This is a genomic window from Escherichia sp. E4930 (assembly GCF_005845405.1).
GTDB lineage: Bacteria > Pseudomonadota > Gammaproteobacteria > Enterobacterales > Enterobacteriaceae > Escherichia.
Map to the genome: position 1 here is coordinate 275288 of NZ_VCDZ01000003.1, position 22884 is coordinate 298171.

Here is a 22884-nt window from a genome sequence, read left to right on the forward strand (position 1 = left end):
AAGAATTAAATAGAGGCTGCGGGTTGCAGACTGACTTTGATGTCAGCCGGTGTCGCGTAATAAGGCGCGGAAGTAATAAAAAGGCGAATGCCGCAGTCGAGGTAATTTTTGAGTGTCGTCAGATTAATTCCGCCGGTCAGAGCCAGCGTACAGTGGGGAGCCAGCGACGGCGCTATTTGCGCAATTTCAGTTGCCTGCTGCGGACTAAATTTGTCGAGCTGAAGTACGTCTGGTTGCGCGTGTAACGCGGCGATAGCCTCTTTCGGCGTTTCGGCTTCAACAACAATTTTCTTCTCGGGGGCGTGGCGACGTAACTGAGCGATTGCGCCCGACCAGTCCTGATTGTCAGCAAGAAAATGACGGTGGTTGGCGAACAATAATATGGTTTCCGCACATCCGGCACGGTGAATCAGCCCGCCAGCGGCAATGACAGCTTGTGTTGCCAGCAACCGGGTTCCAGGGATAGCTTTTCGGGTGCAGGCGATATTGCCGTCAGGATAACGTTCACGAAGCAACGCCAGCATTTGAGCGAGATAATCTGAGACGCCGCAACTCCACTCCAGTACGTTCTGGACCGCTTTCCATCCCTGATGAAGTGCAGCAGCGTCGCCGTGAGCATGGATCAGCCGCTGACCTGCATCCGCTTGTGAACCGTCGCTGACCGCGTCATCAATGGTTAACCCCAGCGTGGTTAACATCTTACACGCGACAGAAACGCCGCTGACGCAGCCGCCCTGGCGGTGAAAAAACGCAATATAGCCAGGCTGGTGTCCAATATTTAATGCCCGCGTGGTCAGGTCACCGCCCTGGATATCTTCCAGAAGTAACGCATCGATTTGTGCCTGAGAAATGAAGATCATCGCAGTGCCTCCGGCGGCACGCTATCCCACCAGATGAGCGCCCAGTCGCGGCTGGCAGGGGCGAGGGTACGAGCATCTTGTTGTTGATACCAGCGATATAACCGCTCACGCTCATCGTCGTTAAGCGTGCCAAGACTCCAGCTGACATTCTGCTCAAAACGTTCCCAGGTGCTGTTATCCTGTTGGCAATTTTGTCCACGGATAAAATCGACGTGAGCATAAATTCCCATTTGATACAGGACGTTGAGCGCAAAGATATAGTTGGGTAATTCGATCACTTCCCGACCTGCCGCCCGCTGAATGGCCGGGGAGACGAACGAGGTGCTGACCAGATGGGTGGTGTAGACGCGCAGCCGTGCCTGATTATTCAGTTTGCTCATTGCCTGGCGCATATCAGCCACCAGTGTGGATCGGGAAGCCACGGCAATATCGCAGCGTGGCAGGTCACTCCAGTCCTCTTCCCAGGCGCGCTGGATCCAGTGGACATTGTCTGCCTTCAGCGCGGCGGCGCGGCGGGCGGCAACGTTCAGCATCCCCTGACTGTAATCAACGCCATAAACCGTAGTGAGTTTGTCAGCCAGCGCCAGCGATACGGTACCTGGTCCGCAGCCCATATCGAATAAGGTCTGCGCGCCTTGCAGGTCAATTTTAGCGATCAGTTGTTGCAGGTAGCTGTCCGTTGGCGAGGCGCAATTTTCCGCCATTTTTTCCGCCCGTTGATCCCAGTGATCCGGTGTTTTTTCTGTGCGGTGAGCCAGTTTGAGTTGCTGCAGATAAAGGTCTGCAAAATCAATATCATCAATGAGCATGATTGTTCCTTAGCGGCTAATTGCAGAGAGGTGATGATGAATTTGGTCGGCAGAAACCCGATACAGGGCCGCCAGTTTGTTCGTTGTTAACTGTTCGGTCGGTAAGCCTTGTGTTACTCGTCCATCTGGCTCTACCTGGATAATGCTGTCGGCAATGGCGTTGGCATGGAGCGGATGGTGAGTCGACATTAACATTGTCATGCCGTTATTTTTTAGCTGCGCCAGCGTGTCCAGAAGTTGGATCTGATGACCGAAATCGAGGCTGGAGGCGGGCTCATCCAGTAACAACAAGCGCGGTTGTTGGACGAGTGCACGGGCGATTAAAGCCAGCTGGCGTTCACCGCCGCTAAGGGTATTCCAGCGTCTTGTCGCCAGATGCAAAATACCCAGCTTTTCCAGTTGTTCCGTTGCTTTCAGGCGTTCTTGCTTACCGGGAACGGAAAAAGCGCCTATGGTGGGGGCCAGGCCCATCAACACCATATCCAGCACACTGAAAGCAAAAATACCGTCGTGCGCCTGCGGTACCCAGGCAATTGCTTGCGCGCGCTGGCGATGGTTAAGTGTCTGAACAGGGATGCTATCCAGTAAGATCTCGCCCTTTAATAACGGTATAACGCCAAGAATGGAGCGCATGAGCGTGGTTTTGCCGCAACCATTGGCACCAAGCAGACAACAAATAGTTCCTTGCGACAGGGCGAAGGAAACGTCACTTAGCACCGGATGGCGGGAGTAACCCAGAGACGCATGACGGACGGCAAGCAAAGTCACTGGCGACCTCCGCGTAACAACAAAAGCAGGAAAAACGGTGCGCCAACAAAAGCGGTCAGAATGCCGAGCGGGATTTCTGTTGTCCCAATGCTGCGCGCCAGCGTATCGGTGAGCAGGAGCAGAATCGCGCCAGTACACATTGCCATGGGCAACTGTTGCTGATGGTTATGACCGGTCAACAAGCGGGCAATGTGCGGAACGACCAGACCAACCCAACCAATAATGCCCGCTATTGCTACCGTGCTGGCGGTGATTAGTGTGGCGCAGACAATCAATCCTAATCGCAGACGCGCAACATTCAGCCCCAGCGAGCGGGCTTCGTCATCAGAAAGCGTGAGTAAATTCATGCGCCAGCGGAGGAACAGCAAAGGAACGGAGCCAGCCAGAATGAGCGGTGCCGCGTAGTAAAGGTCGCGTAAGGTCACCGTAGACAGGCCACCGAGTAGCCAGAAGGTAATCGAGGGCAACTGGGTATAGGGATCGGCCAGCGTTTTAATTAGCGATATCCCCGCTCCGCACAGCGTCCCTAACGCAATGCCGACCAGCACCAGCGTGAGCACCGGATCGTGACGAGTCACCCGACATGTAATCAGCCAGACGCCCGCGACCACCAGCAGACCGCCGCAAAATGCATAGAGTTGGATGTAAGCTATCGATAATCCCCACAGGATTGCCGCGCAGGCACCAAGTCCGGCACCGGCGGAGACGCCTAAAATATCCGGTGAAACTAAGGGATTACGGAACATACCCTGATAGGTGGTTCCGGCGCCTGCCAGCGCAGCGCCCAGTAACAACGCCGCCAGAATGCGCGGCACGCGGATTTGCCAGAAGACAATTTGTTCCTGCACAGGAACATCTTCTTGACGAAGAATTAGCGCCAGCAGTTGCTGCATATCGAGATGATAAGCCCCATTTACGGCGGCAAAAGTGATACTGATAGCTGCCAGCAGCAGAATACATCCGTTCGCGGTTCTCATTAGCTCGCCACCATTTTTTGATAGTCGGCGTCACTTAATGGGCAATGCCAGAACAGTTGAGCGTAACGTTGCATATCGTTTTTAAACTGACTGTTGACTGCGGGATCCAGCCAGGCGTGGAGTCTGCGCAATCCCAGAAGACGGTTGATTCCCGGCGGGGCATCCAGCCAGCCGAAAGGCAAGCCACTCAAAAACAGGATGCGACGTTCCGCAACGGCTTTTACGCCCTGCCAGAGAGGATCGTTACGGATAAAGTTTGCAGTCACAGCATCCTGAACCAGAATAATATCCGGCTGCCAGCGCAGTAGATTTTCCATGGAAACCTGTGCCAGGCCGTGGCGATCGGCTATTTGCGCGACGTTGTGCAAACCTAATAATTCCGCCGCCTCGGTATGCAACGAACCCTGTAAGCCCGTTTCCAGCCCTCGGGGACCGCGTGCAGCATAAAAGCGGAGGTTAGCGGCGGGTGAGGTGGCGAATGCCTGAGCTTCACCAACGAAGCGGCTGGCGAGATTGGCTTGTTCTGCGGCGCGGTGCTCTTCGCCTAACGTTTTGCCCAGCGTTGTTAACTGTTCTGCCGATTGCTCCAGTTTTCCGTTAAGCAATAACCAGGGGATTTGTGTCTGTTCGCTAACCTGCCGTGCCTGGGAGAGCCAGGTTTCATCCGTATTGCCGCAATCAACGACCAAATCGGGCTGCAATGCCATAAGCCCTTCCATTGAAAGCGAACTGGCGCGTCCGGCGAGTCGTCCAAGTTTAGGTAAATGACGTATTGCCGGAGTTAATGGAATTGCCGCCTCGCGAGCAAAGTCAAAAGAAGAAAAACCGACCAGTTTTTCTGGCGCGACAGCCAGCAAAAGCAGATCGGCAGGCGCACCGGCACTGACAATACGCGTAATTTTTTTGGCTTCAGGAAGCGTCAATGAGGCCCAGAATTTAACTGATTGTGCAAAGGACGGCAGATGATGCAGGAACAAGGTAGACGCAAGAGCCTGCGTAAACATCCGTCTGGTTAGTGACATAAGTAATATCCTGACAATTAAAACCGCTATATATTTACATATATATCGGTAAAGATCATGTTTGATATCAAGATTTGTCTAAAGAAACAGAATGATCTGCTTATTTGCTAAACAACGCTTTGTTCAACAAGAAAATTGTCAGGGAGAATGCGTGAGTGGCGGGAAAATATAAATAGAAGAGTAATGATTAATAAAATGATAATGTAAAATTAATATCTTCTCTGATATAAGAAAATTAAGACATAGATCGTATAATAATCGAAATTTGGTTTTTCGTGGAAAAAAAGAGCAATGCCAATTTTATGCGCACAATGGCATTGCCCGATATACAGTAAAGTTAAGACGTAGGTTCCGCCTCTTTTTGTTTAACCGGCTGTGTGGTTGATTTACTGGTCGGACGCGTTGCCGGAACGTTGTCACACGGTTGCTCTTTCGGGCAGATCAAATCGAGCATTTTCAGCGTGACGCCATTGGTCCAGCCAAAGCCATCCTGCAACGGGTATTCGCCACCGCCGCCACCTGTTCCGGTGGTACTGACATCATATTTCTCGACCAGTTTCTTCTCCCGGTCATAAGTGTGCTGAACATTGGTCAGGAAGTGCCAGCTAATGTCCATCGCCACCTCGTTCTGCCCGTAGTTTTGCAACCCTTCAGTCGCCACCCATTGCAGGGGAGCCCAGCCATTTGGCGCATCCCATTGCTGTCCACTTTTCACCGATGTGGTGTTCAGTCCGCCTGGTTGCAACAGATGTGTTTTAGTGGCGGTAGCCATTTTGATCGCGCGATCTTTTGCTGCTGCATTGACATAAAGCGGGAACAGGGCGGCGGCAGTTAACTGATTGCGCACTTTATCGCTCTTCAGGTCGTAGTCGGCATACCAGCCATGTTGATCGTTCCACAGGTATTTTTCGATCCCTTTCTGACGGGCATCGGCGAGCGTTTCATATTGGCTGGCCATCGCGTTATCCCCGGCTGCTTTACTGGCGCGGGAGAGGATTTTCTCCATTTTATACATCAGACTATTGAGATCGACCGGTACGATGCTGGTGGTGCGTAATGTATTTAACTGCTGCGGGTTGTCCATCCAGCGTGAGCTGAAATCCCAGCCAGATGCGGCGGCAGAACGCAGATCGCGGTAAATTTCAGTGGCAGGGCGGTTCGGATTGCTTTTGGCGGTGGCAATATCTTCTACCCACGACTCCGGGCGTGGCGTATCGTGGTCATCCCAGTAGCGGTTAAGAATAGTGCCATCCTTGAGTTTAACAACGCGCTTTTCCTGTTGTCCGGCCTGCAGGTTTTCAATACCGTCCATCCAGTACGCATACTCTTTTTGCAGTTGCGGCAGATATTGTTTCAACGCGTCGTCACCTTCGTGTTGCGCGAGTAACTCCACCATCAAGGCAAAAAAGGGCGGCTGCGATCGGCTCAAATAATAGCTGCGGTTACCGTTTGGAATATGCCCATAAGTATCTATTTCATGACCAAAGTTGGCCACCATGTCCGCCACTTTATCCCAGTGACCGCTTTCGGCAAGCCCCAGCATGGTGAAGTAACTGTCCCAGTAATACACTTCGCGAAAACGACCTCCCGGCACGACATAGGGTTTCGGCAACGGCAACAGAGAATCCCATTGTTCGGTACTTTCGGTAGAACGGGTTAACACCGGCCAAAGTCCGTCTATATGTTCGCGCAGTGACTGCCCCTTTGGAGGCACATATTTCTCTCCCTCTTTCGGCAGGGTGAAATTGACGTTAACGAAATGGCGCAGATCGAACCCGCTCTGATTCTGCTGCATCCGGTAGTCTGCGAGGATCATTAATGGATCGCTGTTCGGAATGGCATCGGCAAAAGTTTTTTGATCAGGAAAAAGTTTGGCGTTTTGCACATCGTTAAACAGAGGGCCTAACAAAATATCAGGCGATTGTGGCATCACCGGTGTTTCTTCTGCCTGTGCAGATAGCGCGGCGGCACACAATAATACGGCAGCAGGTATTAACGCCACTTTCTGCGAGCGACGAGGGACAAGTGGTTTCATCAATCATTCTCCTTTGGCGATACCGAACAAAACGGTATTCAAGTATCAGAAAACCTTAGTTCAGGATCGCCGTAAGAGCATGATTGAAATCTTTTTCTGCGAACTGACAGACAAATCTGATTTAACTCTGATGCCTGAAGCGTTGTGCTTTTACGTCCAGCGTTAACGTCTCTTCAGGTTGAATCGCATACAGCTTCTCTCCCTGCTGGCAAATCCAGCCAATGCCCAGTTCACGGGCAATTAGAGCGCTGTGGGATACCGGACTTCCGGCACTAAGGCAGATGCCTTTCACGACTGTCGGATCCAGCTGAAGTACCGCGGAGGGATAAATGTTCTCCGCCAGTAAAATGGTTGGCGCGCTAAATTGAGGGAGTTCTTCTTTTGTCTGTGTCAGGTGGAGCAGGGTGCGATGCAGAAGATCGTCCACATCAATATAGCGAGCCTGCAAATATTCATCATCAATCTGCTGGTATTGCTGGCTAAGTTCTTTAAGAACCTGCTGCCAGGCATACTCCGCCGTGCAATGTTCATGCTGAAGGAGTTCGCTTGCCGCTACCCGCAGTTCAGGATCGTCTAATAGTGTATGGTGACCGGAAAAAATTGCTGCGATATCGTCGAGCCCGCTAGCTTCTGCCTTTGCCGTTAACGTCATCAGATCTAACAACGTGAAGTCAATTGCCTGGCGTAACCGTTCCTGTTCTTCTTCCACACTCAGTGATGATTTCGCCTGTACTGTGCATAAAACCGGTTGGTAATAAAAGGCTTTGCCTGTGACAGGCGGAACTGGACGCAGAGTTGGCGGTGCTATCTCTTCCATTTCACCAAAGTTATCTTCAGCCAACTGGCGAAAAGCGACCAACGCCTCTTCAGCCTCTGGCCCTTTTGCAATCAGGCGCAGCGTATCGTTACAGCGGACTTGTAACAGCGCAATCTGGTTAATACTCTCCGGTGTTACGCACTTACCGTTTTTCTCCAACAACATGTCTGCATTAAATGTCGATAAGGTATAGACCAGTCGGGAGGCTGGACGGACGTGGAGTCCGTTACGGTTTTTAATCACCACTGCCAGAGAACGGGCTTCTTCATCGTGCGAGTGGCATATGTCGGAGATTTCAGTGGCGGATGATGGTAAACCCAGTTGTTCTCGTTTGGCTTCCAGCGCATGCATGGCGTCATGGATGACTTTGTCGATATCCGCCCCCGAGGCTGCGCTGACGGCGGCTGCTAACGTTCCTTCGACCAACGGTGCAGCGCACAAACGTACTCTCGCGGCGATCTCTGGCGCAAGCAATTCCAGTGCGGTTTCTGCACTCAATAACGCACTCCCCATATCCATCATGACCAACACATGGTCGGCATCGGCAACGGATTCGATGGCTTCCATCACTTTGACGGCATCTGTACCGATGGGATTCTGTGGATCGTCAATTCCTGCGGCAATGGCGATTTTACAACTATCGCCCATTAACATCTGGCGAGCTAATTCACCGACACCTTCTCCCAGTCGGGCGCTATGTGAAACTATGACCAGGTTTACCATCACCAATTCCTTACTCTTTTGCGGCTAACGCCAACATTTGCATCATAAACATCACGGAGGTTGCACCAGGATCCTGGTGACCAATACTGCGTTCACCGAGATAACTGGCGCGGCCTTTGCGGGCTTGCATCGTAATCGTGCTTTGTGCGGCAGATTCCGCGACGCGACTGGCGGCTTCGAGCGCCGCCGGAACAGAAAGGTTTTGCTCACTGGACTGGCGTAACGACTCAACCACCGGCCCCCAGACATCGCACATGGTTTTATCGCCTGGTTCTGCTTTCCCCCGACTGATTACGCCGTCTGCGCCATCACGAAACATCTGATAAAGCTCTATCAACGTCAGGCTTTGACGTGCCTGAGTTGCCTGTGCCGCACGGATAAAGAACGTACCGAACAGTGGGCCGCTGGCACCGCCGACGCTGGAAAGTAACGTCATGCCGGTATTCTTGAGAATGAAACCGATGTCTTTATCCGCGATGGCAGGGAGTTTTTCCACCACTTTGCTAAAGCCACGATTCATATTCAGCCCGTGGTCAGCGTCGCCAATTTCACGATCCAGCCCAGTAAGATAATCGCTCTCTTTGCTGAAAATTTCTCCACAGCGAGTGAGCCAGGTAACAATTTGAGTTCTGCTCAGTGACATGGTTATCTCCTTATTTACCCCAGTTAAGCGCCGGGGTGTGGACCGGGGCGTCCCATAACGCCAGCGTTTCGTCATCAACTTTCAGCAAGGTGATGGAAAAACCGGTCATGTCCAGTGAGGTGCAATATGCACCGATTAAATTGCGCTCGATAGTCAAGCCAGCTTGCTGGCAACGCGTAGTCAGGCGGTTATAGACGCCATACAGTTCAGAAAGCGGTGTCGCGCCAAGATTGTTGACCAGCGCAATCACTCGATCGCCAGACTGAAGCGGTTGTTTAGTTTGCGTCTCTTCCTGCCAGCTACCTTGTCGATAATCCCAGAAGCGCAGCGTGCGGTGGTATGTGCCATTTTCCAGCAGCGTGTCGAACATTTCATCGACAGTTTGATCAAGAGAGGAGAAGGGGCGGCGGTCAATACCCGGCTCACCATGAATGCCGACACCAAATTCCATTTCATTATCTGCCAGCGTAAAAGAAGGTTTGCCTGCAGCAGGAACGGTACAGGCACCGAGGGCGATACCAATAGAGTGGCCCTGATTGTTCAACTTACGCCCCAGTTGTGCACAAGCCTCCAGCGAGTCGCCGCGTTCTGCCGCTGCGCCAACAATTTTTTCAATTAATACTGTATTGGCGACGCCGCGCCGCCCGGCGGTATAAAGACTGTCTTTTACTGCAACGTCGTCATCAATGACCACGGTGGTCACTTTTACGCCGCTATCGTGCAGTAATTCGGTCGCTGTTTCGAAGTTAAGAATATCGCCGGTATAATTTTTGATAATCAGCAGTACACCTTCGCCACCATCGATTTGCATGGCACATTCAAAAATTTTATCGGGCGTCGGTGAGGTGAAAATTTCGCCCGGACACGCCCCTGAGAGCATACCCTGGCCAATATAACCACAGTGCATTGGTTCGTGTCCGCTGCCGCCGCCCGACAATAACGCCACTTTCCCTGCAATTGGCGCATCGGCTCGGGTGACATACACCGGATCCTGATGCAGTGCCAGCGAAGGATACGCTTTCGCCAGTCCCGCCAGTTGTTCGTTCAGTACGTCTTGCACATCATTGATCAATTTTTTCATTATTTTGCTCCAGCAATTAGGGTAGGGCATGGATGATGTTCAACGACACGGCGACCACTGACTGCCGGTAAATCCATTGTGCATCAGGGAGGGGAAAAGAAAATTAATCCAAATTATGTTTCATAATGAAACATATGCTTTAATAAATGTTCCATAATGGAACCATGCCGAATCTGGATAAGTAAATTTGCGATGCGGAACACCTTTTTGTCATAAGGGCAGCAAATATGAATGACGGTTTTAACAACCAGCAACAGAGCGTATCTCCCTTGATAGCAGCATCCTGGGAGCGATGCCGCAAGCTGATGAAACGGGAGTCATGGAGCGTACCGCATCAGGCTCGGGGCGTGACATTTGCTTCTATCTATCGGCGTAAGGAAGCGATGCTGGCACTCGGGCAAGCGGCACTGGAAGATGCCTGGGAATATATGGAATCGCGGGCGTGCGGACTGTTCATCCTTGATGAAACCGCCTGCATCCTTAGTCGTTATGGCGATCCACAAACGTTGCACCAGCTTAGTGTCCTGGGATTCAATGACGGCACGTATTGCGCAGAGGGAATTATTGGTACTTGTGCGCTATCGTTAGCGGCTATCTCCGGTCAGGCAGTGAAAACGATGGCCGATCAACATTTCAAGCAGGCGCTATGGGATTGGGCATTTTGTGCAACGCCACTGTTTGACAGCAAGGGCCGATTAACGGGAACGATAGCGCTGGCGTGTCCGGTTGAGCAAACCACCGCAGCGATTTGCCGTTGACGCTGGCAATTGCGCGCGAGGTAGGAAATTTACTGCTGACAGACAGTTTACTGGCTGAAACAAATCGGCATTTAAATCAGCTTAACGCCTTGCTGGAAAGTATGGACGATGGCGTGATTAGCTGGGATGAGCAGGGTAATTTGCAATTTATCAATGCCCAGGCGGCGCGTGTTTTGTGTCTGGACGCGACGGCAAGTCAGGGAAGGGCGATCACTGAGCTATTAACGCTACCAACCGTATTGCAACAGGCAATAAAGCAAGCTCATCCCCTCAAACATGTGGAAGCGACTTTTGAAAGTCAGCACCAGTTTATTGATGCGGTCATTACCCTTAAACCGATAATTGAAACGCAAGGGACCAGCTTTATTCTGTTGCTCCATCCGGTAGAACAGATGCGGCAGTTGATGACCAGTCAATTAGGAAAAGTCAGCCATACCTTCGCTCATATGCCACAGGACGATCCGCAAACCCGCCGGTTGATCCATTTTGGCCGCCAGGCGGCGCGCAGCAGTTTCCCGGTGTTACTCTGCGGAGAAGAAGGCGTTGGCAAAGCACTTTTAAGCCAGGCCATTCACAATGAAAGCGAGCGTGCGGCGGGTCCCTATATCGCGGTTAATTGCGAGTTATATGGCGACGCGGCGCTGGCGGAAGAATTTATTGGTGGCGATCGAACGGAGAATGAAAATGGTCGTCTGAGTCGACTGGAACTGGCACATGGCGGCACGTTGTTCCTTGAAAAGATTGAATATCTGGCGGCAGAGTTACAGTCTGCGTTGCTCCAGGTTATCAAACAAGGCGTCATCACAAGACTGGATGCGCGGCGTTTAATACCCATTGATGTCAAAGTGATTGCCACTACAACAGCGGATCTGGCGATGCTGGTGGAGCAAAATCGCTTTAGTCGCCAGCTTTATTACGCGCTTCATGCATTTGAAATTACCATTCCGCCTTTGCGGATGCGGCGCGACAGTATTCCGGCGCTGGTGAATAACAAATTGCGCAGTCTTGAAAAACGCTTCTCTACGCGTCTGAAAATTGATGACGATGCGCTTACTCGCCTGGTTTCTTGCGCATGGCCCGGCAATGATTTTGAACTTTACAGCGTCATCGAGAATCTTGCGCTGAGTAGCGACAACGGACGCATTCGTGTCAGTGATTTGCCGGAACACCTGTTTACTGAACAGGCGACAGATGATGCCAGCGCTACACGCCTTTCTACCAGTCTGTCATTCGCGGAGGTTGAAAAAGAGGCGATTATTAACGCGGCCCAGGTGACTGGTGGACGTATTCAGGAAATGTCGGTTTTACTCGGGATTGGTCGCACTACGCTGTGGCGAAAAATGAAGCAATACGGCATTGATGCAAGTCAGTTTAAGCGTCGTGGATAGCGGGAAAGTAGGCACTCTCCCGCGTATGACTTGCTAATTAATAGCGACCATGACTGCCATGATTTGGCCCACCATTTGAAGGTGGCATTGGCTTACCGGAAGCCGCAGGACCACGCGGGCCATCGTTGTGGCGGTGATGATGGTGAGGAACACAAGCACTTAACAGGCTTGCGAAGACAATTGCTAACAGACTGAAGGTAAATGTTTTTTTCATGACAAACTCTTGAACGGTTAATGCACTGTGATTGTTATCACATAAAAGCCGTATTGTTAATATTGCCAGGAGTCTGATTATGAGTTTCGGTAACTCAGAATTGAAAAAAGCAGCGTAGCAGGTGTAAAAAAGCCATTATGTGCGACTCACATAATGGCTCGTTATTAACCGCCAGGATATTACGCGGAATTAGACGTTGAACAGGAAGTTCATCACATCGCCATCTTTAACGATGTAGTCTTTACCTTCTGCACGCATTTTACCCGCTTCTTTCGCACCTTGTTCACCTTTGTAAGTGATGAAATCTTCAAACGAGATGGTTTGTGCGCGGATAAAGCCTTTTTCAAAATCGGTGTGGATTTTGCCAGCAGCCTGTGGCGCAGTTGCACCAACCGGAATGGTCCATGCACGCACTTCTTTCACCCCAGCGGTGAAGTAAGTTTGCAGATTCAGCAGTTTATAACCTGCACGGATCACACGGTTCAGGCCTGGTTCTTCCAGCCCCAGTTCCTGCATAAACTCGTCACGTTCTTCGTCGTCCAGTTCGGCAATGTCAGCTTCAACAGCAGCACAAACCGGAACCACAACAGAACCTTCTTTCGCCGCGATTTCACGCACCTGGTCAAGATACGGGTTGTTTTCAAAACCGTCTTCGTTGACGTTGGCGATGTACATCGTTGGTTTCAGCGTCAGGAAGCTCAGGTAACGAATCGCCGCTTTCTCTTCAGCGCTTAAATCCAGCGCGCGCAGCATGCCTGCGTTTTCCAGCTGTGGCAGGCATTTTTCCAGTACTGCCAGCTCGGCTTTCGCGTCTTTATCGCCACCTTTGGCTTTCTTCTGTACGCGGTGAATCGCACGTTCGCAGGTGTCGAGATCCGCCAGCGCCAGTTCGGTGTTGATAACTTCAATATCGTCCGCCGGGTTTACTTTGCCGGAAACGTGAATGATATTGTCATTCTCAAAGCAGCGAACAACGTGGCCGATTGCTTCGGTTTCACGAATGTTGGTCAGGAACTGGTTACCCAGACCTTCACCTTTCGACGCGCCTTTTACCAGACCGGCGATATCGACAAATTCCATGGTCGTGGGAAGCGTACGCTGCGGTTTTACGATTTCAGCCAGTTGATCCAGGCGAGGGTCAGGCATTGGTACGACGCCTGTGTTCGGCTCAATGGTACAGAATGGAAAGTTGGCCGCTTCAATACCGGCTTTGGTCAGCGCGTTGAACAGGGTAGATTTCCCGACGTTGGGCAAACCGACGATACCGCATTTGAATCCCATGATTTAAATCACCTTAATATCTTAATAATCAACCTGTTATCACAAACAGATTGCAGAAATGGAAATAACTTTGCCTATTATACACGGCACTCGGCAAAAATGCCGCAGACAACGACTTATTGCGCTTTAAAGGCGTGCAATCGGTTCGTTGCTTTGGTCAAACCATCTGTAAACCACATTTCAGTACAACGCGCCGCTTCGTCGATGGCTTCATCAATTAACTTCTGTTCACTAACAGGTGGTTTGCCTAACACAAACCCGACAACTTTGTTTTTATCGCCCGGATGACCGATTCCGATGCGTAAACGGTGAAAGTTAGGGTTATTACCCAATTTACTGATGATGTCTTTCAGTCCATTGTGACCACCGTGGCCACCGCCCAATTTAAATTTGGCGACGCCCGGAGGCAGATCCAGTTCGTCGTGAGCCACCAGAATTTCGTCCGGATTAATGCGGAAAAAACTGGCCATCGCTGCGACGGCTTTGCCGCTGAGATTCATAAATGTAGTCGGGACTAACAGGCGGACATCTTCGCCTCCGAGGGTAACTCGCGAGGTATAACCAAAGAATTTAGCCTCTTCGCGCAGGGGAGCGCGTAAACGCTCCGCCAGTAAGTCAACGAACCAGGCGCCAGCATTATGTCGCGTTGCGGCGTATTCAGCGCCGGGGTTCGCCAGGCCGACAATCAATTTAATCGTCACGTTTTTTTGTCCTGAGTGAGTACATAACTGGCGCGTAGTTTACTGGTTGCGGCCCCGCTTGACAAAAAACAGCGTGTTAAACGCAGATAACATAATAATTGCCAGTGTCGACTATTAGAAAGTCAAGGTGTTCAGACGGTTATTTGTAAAGTTTTGTTGAAATAAGGGTTGTAATTGTGATCACGCCCGCACATAAGCCACAGGGTGTTGTCTATACTTTACACATAAGGAAGAGGGGTATTCCCTGTTACAACCCAGAAAGTTCCGGAGGTGACACATGAAACGCAAAAACGCTTCGTTACTCGGTAACGTGCTTATGGGGTTGGGTCTGGTGGTGATGGTGGTCGGCGTGGGGTATTCAATCCTCAACCAATTACCACAGTTTGATATGCCCCAGTATTTCGCACATGGTGCAGTGCTGAGTATTTTCGTCGGTGCCATTCTCTGGCTGGCGGGAGCCCGTGTTGGCGGGCATGAACAGGTGTGCGACCGTTACTGGTGGGTTCGCCACTATGACAAACGTTGCCGCCGTAGCGATAATCGCCGTCATAGCTAACAACTAAAGTAGTTTGCTGACCAGTCAGTTTGCGCTGACTGGTCAATTTAATGCCTTTCTTACAGATCAGCCATCGCTGCGCTGCGATTCGGGAAGAACGCCAGACGTCCCGGAATCGGTTGAATACCGGATCGGGCCATTGTACGCAGAGGCTGGAATTCCACGTTACACACGCGCAGTTCACACCCTTCAGGCAGGCGCTTCACAAAACGCTGGAACGCATCAAGACCACCGGCATCAAGCACCGGAACGGCATCCCACTTCAGAATAACAATCCGTTTTCCTTCCATACGTGATTCCAGGTCGGTGAACAGACCTTCAGCCGCCGCGAAAAACAGCGGGCCAATAACACGCAAGACCAGCACATCATCAGGAACGTCTACTGCCACCGGCGCCAGACGAGTCATACGGGCGATACGGCGCATAAACAGCAACGATGCCAGAACAATCCCCACGCTGATGGCAATAACCATATCAAAAAGCACGGTCAGTGACATACACAGCAGCATGACGATGATGTCATCTTTCGGCGCATGACGCAGCAAGTCGACCACTTTGTGCGCTTCACTCATGTTCCACGCCACCATCAACAGCAGGGCTGCCATGGCGGACAGCGGCAGCCAGGAGAGCAGTGGTGCCAGTACCAGCAGGGCGAGAATAACCAGAATAGAGTGGATCACCGCCGAGATAGGGGAAGTTGCCCCGGCACGGACGTTAGCGGCAGAACGCGCGATGGCAGCTGTAGCGGTAATACCACCAAAGAACGGAGCGATAATATTCCCCAGCCCCTGACCGACCAGTTCGCTGTTCGCCTTGTGTTTCGTCCCGGTCATACCATCCAGCACCACGGCGCAGAGCAGTGATTCGATTGCGCCGAGCATTGCCATTGAGAATGCCGCAGGCAGCAGGGTGCGAATAGAATCCCAGGTTAGTGTGAACTCTGAATTAGGCAGGTCCCACGGCAGCACCAGTTGCGGCAGCAGTTGCGGAATACCGTTACCCTGAGAACCATCGGCCAGAACGTAGTGGAATTGCGATCCGATGGTAGCAACATGTCCGCCAAGCAGGTTAACAATCCCCATCACCGCGCAACCAGCCAGCAAGGCCGGAAGGTGGCCAGGTAAACGAATACCCAGACGTGGCCAGAAAATCAGAATGCCCAGCGTCACGATACCAATAGCAGCATCACCCACATTAATGGTCGGCAGTGCCATAAATAATGCGCCGACTTTTTGTAGATAATGTTCCGGGACATGAGCCATTTGCAGACCGAGAAAATCTTTAATCTGCATGGTACCGATGGTGATCCCGATACCCGAGGTAAAACCTAAGGTGACGGAAACCGGAATATATTCAATCAGACGACCAAAGCGCGCCAGACCCATCAGGATCAAAAAGATCCCCGACAACAACGTCGCAACCAGCAGGCCTGCCAGTCCAAACTGTTGCGAAACGGGATAGAGAATTACTACAAATGCTGCAGTCGGACCGGAAACGCTAAAGCGCGACCCACCCGTCAGAGCTATGACAATCCCCGCAACGGCAGCGGTATATAAACCGTATTGAGGAGCCACACCACTGCCAATTGCCAACGCCATCGCCAGAGGAATAGCAATAATCCCAACGGTTATCCCGGCAATAAGGTCACGGGTAAACCGTGCGGCAGTGTATTTTTCTTTCCAGCAAGCGTCGATCAGAGCGCGGAAAGGCATCACATGTGAGGAAAATATTTTGTTCACAATAATGTTTCATCCGTGAGCGCATCATCTGTCAACTAAATGGCAGGTGAAGGAGGCATAGGTCATACAAATGGATATTACAGACAAAAAAACCCGCCGCAGCGGGTCTTTGAGCCGGGTTCGATTAATGTTCGAACATGGCAGAGATCGATTCTTCGTTGCTGATACGACGAATCGCTTCGGCCAGCATACCTGACAGGGTCAGAGTACGCACGTTCGGCAGTGATTTGATTTCATCGCTCAGCGGAATGGTATCGCAGACAACGACTTCATCAATTACAGAGTTACGCAGGTTGTTCGCCGCGTTGCCAGAAAAGATCGGGTGAGTCGCGTACGCAAATACACGCTTAGCACCACGTTCTTTCAGAGCTTCAGCAGCTTTACACAGCGTACCGCCAGTGTCGATCATATCGTCGACCAGTACGCAGTCACGACCAGCAACGTCACCGATGATATGCATCACCTGGGAAACGTTCGCACGCGGACGACGTTTGTCGATGATTGCCATATCGGTATCGTTCAGCAGCTTAGCGATAGCGCGGGCACGCACAACGCCGCCGATGTCCGGAGAAACCACAATTGGGTTATCCAGATTCAGCTGCAGCATGTCTTCCAGCAGGATCGGGCTACCAAATACGTTATCAACCGGAACGTCGAAGAAACCCTGAATCTGTTCAGCGTGCAGATCCACTGTCAGCACACGGTCAACACCGACGCTGGAGAGGAAGTCTGCAACCACTTTCGCAGTGATTGGTACACGAGCGGAACGGACGCGACGGTCCTGGCGCGCATAGCCAAAGTAGGGGATAACAGCGGTGATACGACCTGCGGAAGCACGACGCAGGGCATCAACCATCACGACTAATTCCATCAGGTTGTCGTTAGTAGGGGCACAAGTGGACTGGATGATGAAAATATCACCACCGCGTACATTTTCGTTAATTTGTACGCTGACTTCGCCGTCGCTAAAGCGACCTACAGCGGCGTCGCCGAGTGAAGTGTACAGGCGGTTGGCAATACGTTGTGCTAGTTCCGGGGTGGCGTTACCAGCAAAAAGCTTCATATCAGGCACGAGAAGAACCTCAGGCATGCGTCCATTGGTGGAAAGAATCTGCCGAAAACTGTGCGGGCCAGGCAATATTCTTTCCAGGCGGTGTATTAAAGAGCGCGATGCAACGTCTGGAACAAGGTGACGTTGTCACCGAAACTCAGCTTGCCCGGCTTAAAGCATGGCTCTGTGCAATGGGGAAAGATTGACACCTTTCGCCACAAAGCCATTGAGCCATTCCGGGGCTTGCTCTAGCACCTGGCGGGCTTCAGACTCTGTATCAAATTCAGCAAAGACACAGGCCCCTGTCCCAGTCAGGCGCGACGGGGCGTATTCTAACAGCCAGGAAAGCACCGCATCAACCTCGCGAAAACGTTTTCTTGCGATAACCTCGCAATCATTGCTGAATTCACATTTTAGCAACGTTTCTATTGACCTTTTCGCCGTGTTGCGCGGGAGTTCGGGATCTTTAAAAATCATTGGCGTAGGAATACTCACGCCAGGGTGCGCAACCAGATACCATTTCTCTGGTGGATTCACCGGCGTTAATATTTCGCCGACCCCTTCGGCAAAAGCAGCATGACCACGGACAAAAACCGGAACATCTGCGCCCAGCGTCAGACCGATTTCTGCCAACTCATCAACACTCAGTCCGCATTGCCACAGATGATTTAAAGCGACCAGAACTGTTGCGGCATTGGATGAACCACCGCCCAGACCACCACCCATAGGCAAACGCTTGTCAATGCTGATATCTGCACCACTTCCTTTCGGAAGACGCCCACTGGCGGCGGCTGCTTTCATCAACAACCGTGCCGCGCGAACAATCAGGTTATCTTCGTGTTCCACACCTTCAACTGGCGTTAACAGGCGGATTTCCCCATCGTTGCGAAGTTCAATGCTGATAGTGTCGCCGTAATCCAGAAACTGAAACAGCGTTTGCAGCGTGTGGTAGCCGTCCGCACGCTGACCGGTAATGTATAAAAACAGATTAAGCTTTGCCGGAGAGGGCCACTGAGTCCGCATTATTTCACTATCCAGTTATCCATTTTTAACTTGATGCGCTGACCGCCTTCGGTGAGTTCCATATTGGCAGGCATCGCAGGTTGCGTTTTAGTGTCATAACCGCCATATACCACTTTCCATTTTTTACCGTTCTGACTATAGGTAATTTCGCTCAGGCGGTACTGGTCGTCCAGTTTGTAGTCGGTTGCATCACCTGGCAAACCTAAAATCCACTGGCGCAAACTGTTGAGCGGAATCGGCATTCCGGTCAATTTGCCAATCATCTCTTCGGCGTCATCGGCGGTGTAACGCTGGCCTTTATTGTCCACTAACTGCACATTACCCGGCTGGGCATTCAACTCCAGTTCAGTGCTACCCAATGGGTTAGTCAGCAGCAGACGGTAGCGATCCTGGCCAGTTTGCTGCCAGAAGAAACGGGCATACACTTTTTGTTGGTCAGAAATATAGGCAAATGCACCGCGTGTCTGGTACTGATTCAGGTTGCGCACGTCTTGCTGATGCTGACGCCACTGTGGCGAATCCGGGCTTTTGCCTGGACCTTTCGGCGTCGTAACGGAACAGGCCGTGAGCACGAGAGCAGCCAGCGGTAGCAGGCGGATAAAGCGAAAATCGGGCAGGGGCATAATAATGACAAGTCCTTGAGATACGTTGCAGTTATAACCCTTAATGCTAGCGTTACCGTCAGCCATCGTCTATGTTCAAGTTGTCTTAATTGCCAGAATCTAACGGGTTTAGGCAATTACTCCAAAAGGGGGCGCTCTCTTTTATTGATCCCGCGCATCCTGTATGATGCGAGCAGACTAACCATATCAACGTTGGTATTATTTCCCGCAGACATGACCCTTTTAGCACTCGGTATCAACCATAAAACGGCACCTGTATCGCTGCGAGAACGTGTATCGTTTTCGCCGGACAAGCTCGATCAGGCGCTGGACAGCCTGCTTGCGCAGCCGATGGTGCAGGGCGGCGTGGTGCTGTCGACGTGTAACCGCACAGAACTTTATCTTAGCGTTGAAGAGCAGGATAACCTGCAAGAGGCGCTCATTCGCTGGTTGTGCGATTACCATAATCTCAACGAAGAAGATCTGCGTAATAGCCTCTACTGGCATCAGGATAACGATGCGGTCAGCCATTTAATGCGTGTTGCCAGTGGTCTGGATTCACTGGTATTGGGCGAGCCGCAAATCCTCGGTCAGGTAAAAAAAGCCTTTGCCGATTCGCAAAAAGGCCATATGAAGGCCAGCGAACTGGAGCGAATGTTCCAGAAATCTTTCTCCGTGGCGAAACGCGTTCGCACTGAAACGGATATTGGCGCCAGTGCGGTATCTGTTGCATTTGCGGCTTGTACGCTGGCGCGGCAGATCTTTGAATCGCTCTCTACGGTGACCGTATTGCTGGTTGGCGCGGGCGAAACCATCGAGCTGGTGGCACGTCATCTGCGCGAACACAAAGTACAGAAGATGATTATCGCCAACCGTACTCGCGAACGTGCCCAAATTCTGGCAGATGAAGTCGGCGCGGAAGTGATTGCCCTGAGCGATATCGACGAGCGTCTGTGCGAAGCCGATATCATCATCAGTTCCACCGCTAGTCCGCTGCCGATTATCGGTAAAGGCATGGTGGAGCGCGCATTAAAAAGTCGTCGCAACCAACCGATGCTGCTGGTCGATATTGCCGTTCCACGCGATGTTGAGCCAGAAGTTGGCAAACTGGCGAATGCCTACCTTTACAGCGTTGATGATCTGCAAAGCATTATTTCGCACAACCTGGCGCAACGTAAAGCCGCCGCAGTTGAGGCGGAAACTATCGTTGCTCAGGAAACCAGCGAATTTATGGCGTGGCTACGCGCACAAAGCGCCAGCGAAACCATTCGCGATTATCGCAGCCAGGCTGAACAAGTTCGCGATGAGTTAACCGCCAAAGCATTAGCCGCTCTTGAGCAGGGCGGCGACGCGCAAGCCATAATGCAGGATCTGGCATGGAAACTGACTAACCGCCTGATCCATGCGCCAACGAAATCACTTCAACAGGCCGCCCGTGACGGGGATAACGAACGCCTGAATATTCTGCGCGACAGCCTCGGGCTGGAGTAGCAGTACATCATTTTCTTTTTTACAGGGTGCATTTACGCCTATGAAGCCTTCTATCGTTGCCAAACTGGAAGCCCTGCATGAACGCCATGAAGAAGTTCAGGCACTGCTGGGTGATGCGCAAACCATCGCCGACCAGGAACGTTTTCGCGCATTATCTCGTGAATATGCGCAGTTAAGTGATGTTTCGCGCTGTTTTACCGACTGGCAACAGGTTCAGGAAGATATCGAAACCGCGCAGATGATGCTCGACGATCCGGAAATGCGCGAGATGGCGCAGGACGAGCTGCGTGAAGCTAAAGAAAAAAGCGAGCAACTGGAGCAACAGTTACAGGTTCTTTTGCTGCCAAAAGATCCCGATGACGAACGTAACGCCTTCCTTGAAGTGCGTGCCGGAACTGGTGGTGATGAAGCGGCGCTGTTCGCTGGCGATCTGTTCCGTATGTACAGCCGCTACGCCGAAGCCCGCCGCTGGCGTGTAGAAATCATGAGCGCCAGCGAGGGTGAACATGGCGGTTATAAAGAGATCATCGCCAAAATTAGCGGTGATGGTGTGTATGGTCGTTTGAAATTCGAATCTGGCGGTCATCGCGTGCAGCGTGTTCCTGCGACGGAATCGCAAGGGCGTATTCATACTTCCGCTTGTACCGTAGCGGTAATGCCGGAGCTGCCGGAAGCGGAACTGCCGGATATTAACCCGGCAGATTTGCGTATCGATACTTTCCGTTCCTCAGGCGCAGGTGGTCAGCACGTCAACACCACCGATTCGGCAATTCGTATTACTCACTTGCCGACCGGTATTGTTGTTGAATGTCAGGACGAACGTTCGCAGCATAAAAACAAAGCGAAGGCACTTTCAGTGCTTGGTGCTCGTATCCATGCGGCGGAAATGGCAAAACGCCAGCAGGCAGAGGCTTCCACCCGTCGCAACTTGCTGGGTAGCGGCGATCGCAGCGATCGTAACCGTACCTATAACTTCCCGCAGGGGCGTGTTACCGATCACCGCATCAACCTGACGCTCTACCGTCTGGATGAAGTAATGGAAGGTAAACTGGATATGCTGATAGAACCGATCGTCCAGGAACATCAGGCCGACCAACTGGCGGCGTTGTCCGAGCAGGAATAATGGAATATCAACACTGGTTACGTGAAGCAATAAGCCAACTTCAGGCGAGCGAAAGCCCGCGGCGCGATGCTGAAATCCTGCTGGAGCATGTTACCGGCAAGGGGCGCACTTATATTCTCGCCTTTGGTGAAACGCAGTTGACTGAAGAGCAATGTGAGCAACTCGACGCGCTTTTAGCTCGTCGTCGTGCCGGTGAACCTATTGCTCATTTAACCGGTGTGCGTGAATTCTGGTCGTTGCCATTATTTGTTTCGCCAGCGACCTTAATTCCGCGCCCGGATACGGAATGTCTGGTGGAGCAGGCACTGGCGCGATTGCCTGAACAACCTTGCCGTATTCTCGATCTTGGTACTGGCACTGGGGCAATTGCGCTGGCATTGGCCAGCGAACGCCCGGATTGCGATGTTACGGCGGTTGACCGAATGCCTGACGCTGTCGCTCTTGCGAAGCGCAATGCGCAAAATCTGGCAATCAAAAATATCCACATCCTGCAAAGCGACTGGTTTAGTGCGCTTGTCGGACAGCAGTTTACGATGATTGTCAGCAATCCACCGTATATCGACGAGCAGGATCCACATCTTCAACAAGGCGATGTTCGCTTTGAGCCACTCACTGCGCTGGTTGCGGCAGACAGCGGAATGGCAGACATCGTGCATATCATCGAACAGTCGCGTAACGCGCTGGTATCCGGCGGCTTTCTGCTTCTGGAACATGGCTGGCAGCAGGGCGAAGCTGTGCGACAGGCATTTATCCACGCGGGATATCATGAAGTCGAAACCTGTCGGGACTATGGTGATAACGAGCGCGTAACGCTCGGTCGCTATTATCGATGATAAGCTTTACTACGCTGCTTAGCGTTCATCTCATTAGCATCGTGCTTTCTGTTGGGCTCTTAACCCTACGATTCTGGCTACGTTACCAGAAGCATCCACAGGCATTCGCTCGTTGGACGCGCATTGTGCCGCCAGTTGTCGACACGGTGTTATTGCTTAGCGGCATCGCGCTGATGGCTAAAGCGCACATCCTGCCATTTTCCGGGCAGGCTGAATGGCTGACTGAAAAGCTGTTTGGAGTTATCATTTATATCGTTTTGGGTTTTATTGCACTCGATTATCGTCGGATGCACAGTCAGCAGGCGCGCATTATTGCCTTCCCGCTGGCGCTGGTGGTGCTGTACATCATCATTAAACTCGCCACCACAAAAGTACCGTTACTGGGGTAA

The 22884-nt window shown here is 51.7% G+C and carries 21 protein-coding genes and 1 pseudogene; 6 read left to right on the forward strand and 16 right to left on the reverse strand.

All coding sequences use genetic code 11. The annotated features are described in order from the left end of the window. Positions 1-5 precede the first annotated feature (5 nt). The 9 genes from modD to dhaK form a co-directional block, all read right to left on the reverse strand. Positions 6-860, reverse strand: a complete 855-nt coding sequence (gene modD, locus FFT88_RS04740; RefSeq protein ID WP_135404270.1) for a ModD protein — start codon at positions 858-860, stop codon at positions 6-8. After that, a complete protein-coding gene (locus FFT88_RS04745) occupies positions 857-1669 on the reverse strand; it encodes a class I SAM-dependent methyltransferase (protein WP_130215975.1) in 813 nt (270 codons plus the stop codon). The genes modD and FFT88_RS04745 overlap by 4 nt, the downstream gene beginning before the upstream one ends. A gap of 9 nt (positions 1670-1678) precedes the next feature. Beyond that, positions 1679-2437: an ABC transporter ATP-binding protein gene (locus FFT88_RS04750; protein ID WP_130222833.1), complete on the reverse strand. Its 759-nt coding sequence runs from the start codon at positions 2435-2437 to the stop codon at positions 1679-1681. Beyond that, positions 2434-3414 (reverse strand): iron ABC transporter permease, encoded by a 981-nt coding sequence (locus FFT88_RS04755; RefSeq protein WP_135404271.1) that lies wholly within the window; start codon positions 3412-3414, stop codon positions 2434-2436. The genes FFT88_RS04750 and FFT88_RS04755 overlap by 4 nt, the downstream gene beginning before the upstream one ends. Continuing rightward, a complete protein-coding gene (locus FFT88_RS04760; protein WP_135404272.1) occupies positions 3414-4436 on the reverse strand; it encodes an iron ABC transporter substrate-binding protein in 1023 nt (340 codons plus the stop codon). Before FFT88_RS04760 ends, FFT88_RS04755 begins: the two co-directional genes overlap by 1 nt. A 337-nt stretch (positions 4437-4773) precedes the next feature. Further along, positions 4774-6471 carry an alpha,alpha-trehalase gene (locus FFT88_RS04765; protein WP_135404273.1) on the reverse strand — a complete coding sequence of 566 codons (1698 nt, stop codon included), beginning with the start codon at positions 6469-6471 and terminating at the stop codon, positions 4774-4776. Between the two features lie 121 nt (positions 6472-6592). Then, positions 6593-8011: a dihydroxyacetone kinase phosphoryl donor subunit DhaM gene (gene dhaM / locus FFT88_RS04770; protein ID WP_135404274.1), complete on the reverse strand. Its 1419-nt coding sequence runs from the start codon at positions 8009-8011 to the stop codon at positions 6593-6595. Positions 8012-8021: 10 nt separating this feature from the next. Then, positions 8022-8654, reverse strand: a complete 633-nt coding sequence (dhaL, locus tag FFT88_RS04775) for a dihydroxyacetone kinase subunit DhaL (RefSeq protein WP_130259701.1) — start codon at positions 8652-8654, stop codon at positions 8022-8024. Positions 8655-8664: 10 nt separating this feature from the next. Next, positions 8665-9735 carry a dihydroxyacetone kinase subunit DhaK gene (gene dhaK, locus FFT88_RS04780; RefSeq protein WP_130215987.1) on the reverse strand — a complete coding sequence of 357 codons (1071 nt, stop codon included), beginning with the start codon at positions 9733-9735 and terminating at the stop codon, positions 8665-8667. A 227-nt stretch (positions 9736-9962) separates the two neighbouring features. On the opposite strand from dhaK, the pseudogene dhaR reads away from it, so the two are divergent. Then, positions 9963-11881: pseudogene (dhaR, locus tag FFT88_RS04785) on the forward strand (dihydroxyacetone kinase operon transcriptional regulator DhaR). Between the two features lie 37 nt (positions 11882-11918). Here the strand turns inward: dhaR and FFT88_RS25245 are convergent. From FFT88_RS25245 to pth, 3 genes are all read right to left on the reverse strand, one after another. Next, positions 11919-12095 carry a hypothetical protein gene (locus tag FFT88_RS25245; RefSeq protein WP_165383448.1) on the reverse strand — a complete coding sequence of 59 codons (177 nt, stop codon included), beginning with the start codon at positions 12093-12095 and terminating at the stop codon, positions 11919-11921. 189 nt (positions 12096-12284) lie between these two features. After that, positions 12285-13376, reverse strand: a complete 1092-nt coding sequence (gene ychF, locus FFT88_RS04790; protein WP_000505866.1) for a redox-regulated ATPase YchF — start codon at positions 13374-13376, stop codon at positions 12285-12287. 116 nt (positions 13377-13492) lie between these two features. Next, positions 13493-14077 (reverse strand): aminoacyl-tRNA hydrolase, encoded by a 585-nt coding sequence (gene pth / locus FFT88_RS04795; RefSeq protein ID WP_000152933.1) that lies wholly within the window; start codon positions 14075-14077, stop codon positions 13493-13495. A 277-nt stretch (positions 14078-14354) separates the two neighbouring features. Between pth and ychH the strand changes: the two genes are divergently transcribed. Beyond that, positions 14355-14633 (forward strand): stress-induced protein YchH, encoded by a 279-nt coding sequence (gene ychH / locus FFT88_RS04800; protein ID WP_064528711.1) that lies wholly within the window; start codon positions 14355-14357, stop codon positions 14631-14633. A 59-nt stretch (positions 14634-14692) separates the two neighbouring features. Here the strand turns inward: ychH and dauA are convergent, their stop codons facing one another. The 4 genes from dauA to lolB form a co-directional block, all read right to left on the reverse strand. After that, positions 14693-16372, reverse strand: coding sequence for a C4-dicarboxylic acid transporter DauA (gene dauA, locus FFT88_RS04805; protein WP_135404275.1), 1680 nt, complete (start codon positions 16370-16372; stop codon positions 14693-14695). A 124-nt stretch (positions 16373-16496) separates the two neighbouring features. Beyond that, on the reverse strand, positions 16497-17444 hold the full coding sequence (gene prs / locus FFT88_RS04810; RefSeq protein WP_001298109.1) for a ribose-phosphate diphosphokinase: 948 nt from the start codon (positions 17442-17444) through the stop codon (positions 16497-16499). A gap of 150 nt (positions 17445-17594) precedes the next feature. Then, positions 17595-18446 (reverse strand): 4-(cytidine 5'-diphospho)-2-C-methyl-D-erythritol kinase, encoded by an 852-nt coding sequence (gene ispE / locus FFT88_RS04815; RefSeq protein WP_130215991.1) that lies wholly within the window; start codon positions 18444-18446, stop codon positions 17595-17597. Then, entirely contained in the window at positions 18446-19069 is a 624-nt protein-coding gene (gene lolB, locus FFT88_RS04820) for a lipoprotein insertase outer membrane protein LolB (protein ID WP_130205669.1), read from the reverse strand. Before lolB ends, ispE begins: the two co-directional genes overlap by 1 nt. A gap of 213 nt (positions 19070-19282) precedes the next feature. On the opposite strand from lolB, the gene hemA reads away from it, so the two are divergent. The 4 genes from hemA to sirB2 are packed head-to-tail and all read left to right on the forward strand — an operon-like array spanning position 19283 to position 22884. After that, the gene (gene hemA, locus FFT88_RS04825; protein ID WP_130205671.1) at positions 19283-20539 is read left to right on the forward strand and encodes a glutamyl-tRNA reductase; all 1257 of its coding nucleotides are present in this window, start codon (positions 19283-19285) and stop codon (positions 20537-20539) included. 40 nt (positions 20540-20579) lie between these two features. Further along, positions 20580-21662, forward strand: a complete 1083-nt coding sequence (prfA, locus tag FFT88_RS04830) for a peptide chain release factor 1 (protein ID WP_130205673.1) — start codon at positions 20580-20582, stop codon at positions 21660-21662. Beyond that, positions 21662-22495 (forward strand): peptide chain release factor N(5)-glutamine methyltransferase, encoded by an 834-nt coding sequence (prmC, locus tag FFT88_RS04835; protein ID WP_130258900.1) that lies wholly within the window; start codon positions 21662-21664, stop codon positions 22493-22495. Before prfA ends, prmC begins: the two co-directional genes overlap by 1 nt. Next, positions 22492-22884 carry an invasion regulator SirB2 gene (gene sirB2, locus FFT88_RS04840; RefSeq protein ID WP_135404276.1) on the forward strand — a complete coding sequence of 131 codons (393 nt, stop codon included), beginning with the start codon at positions 22492-22494 and terminating at the stop codon, positions 22882-22884. Before prmC ends, sirB2 begins: the two co-directional genes overlap by 4 nt.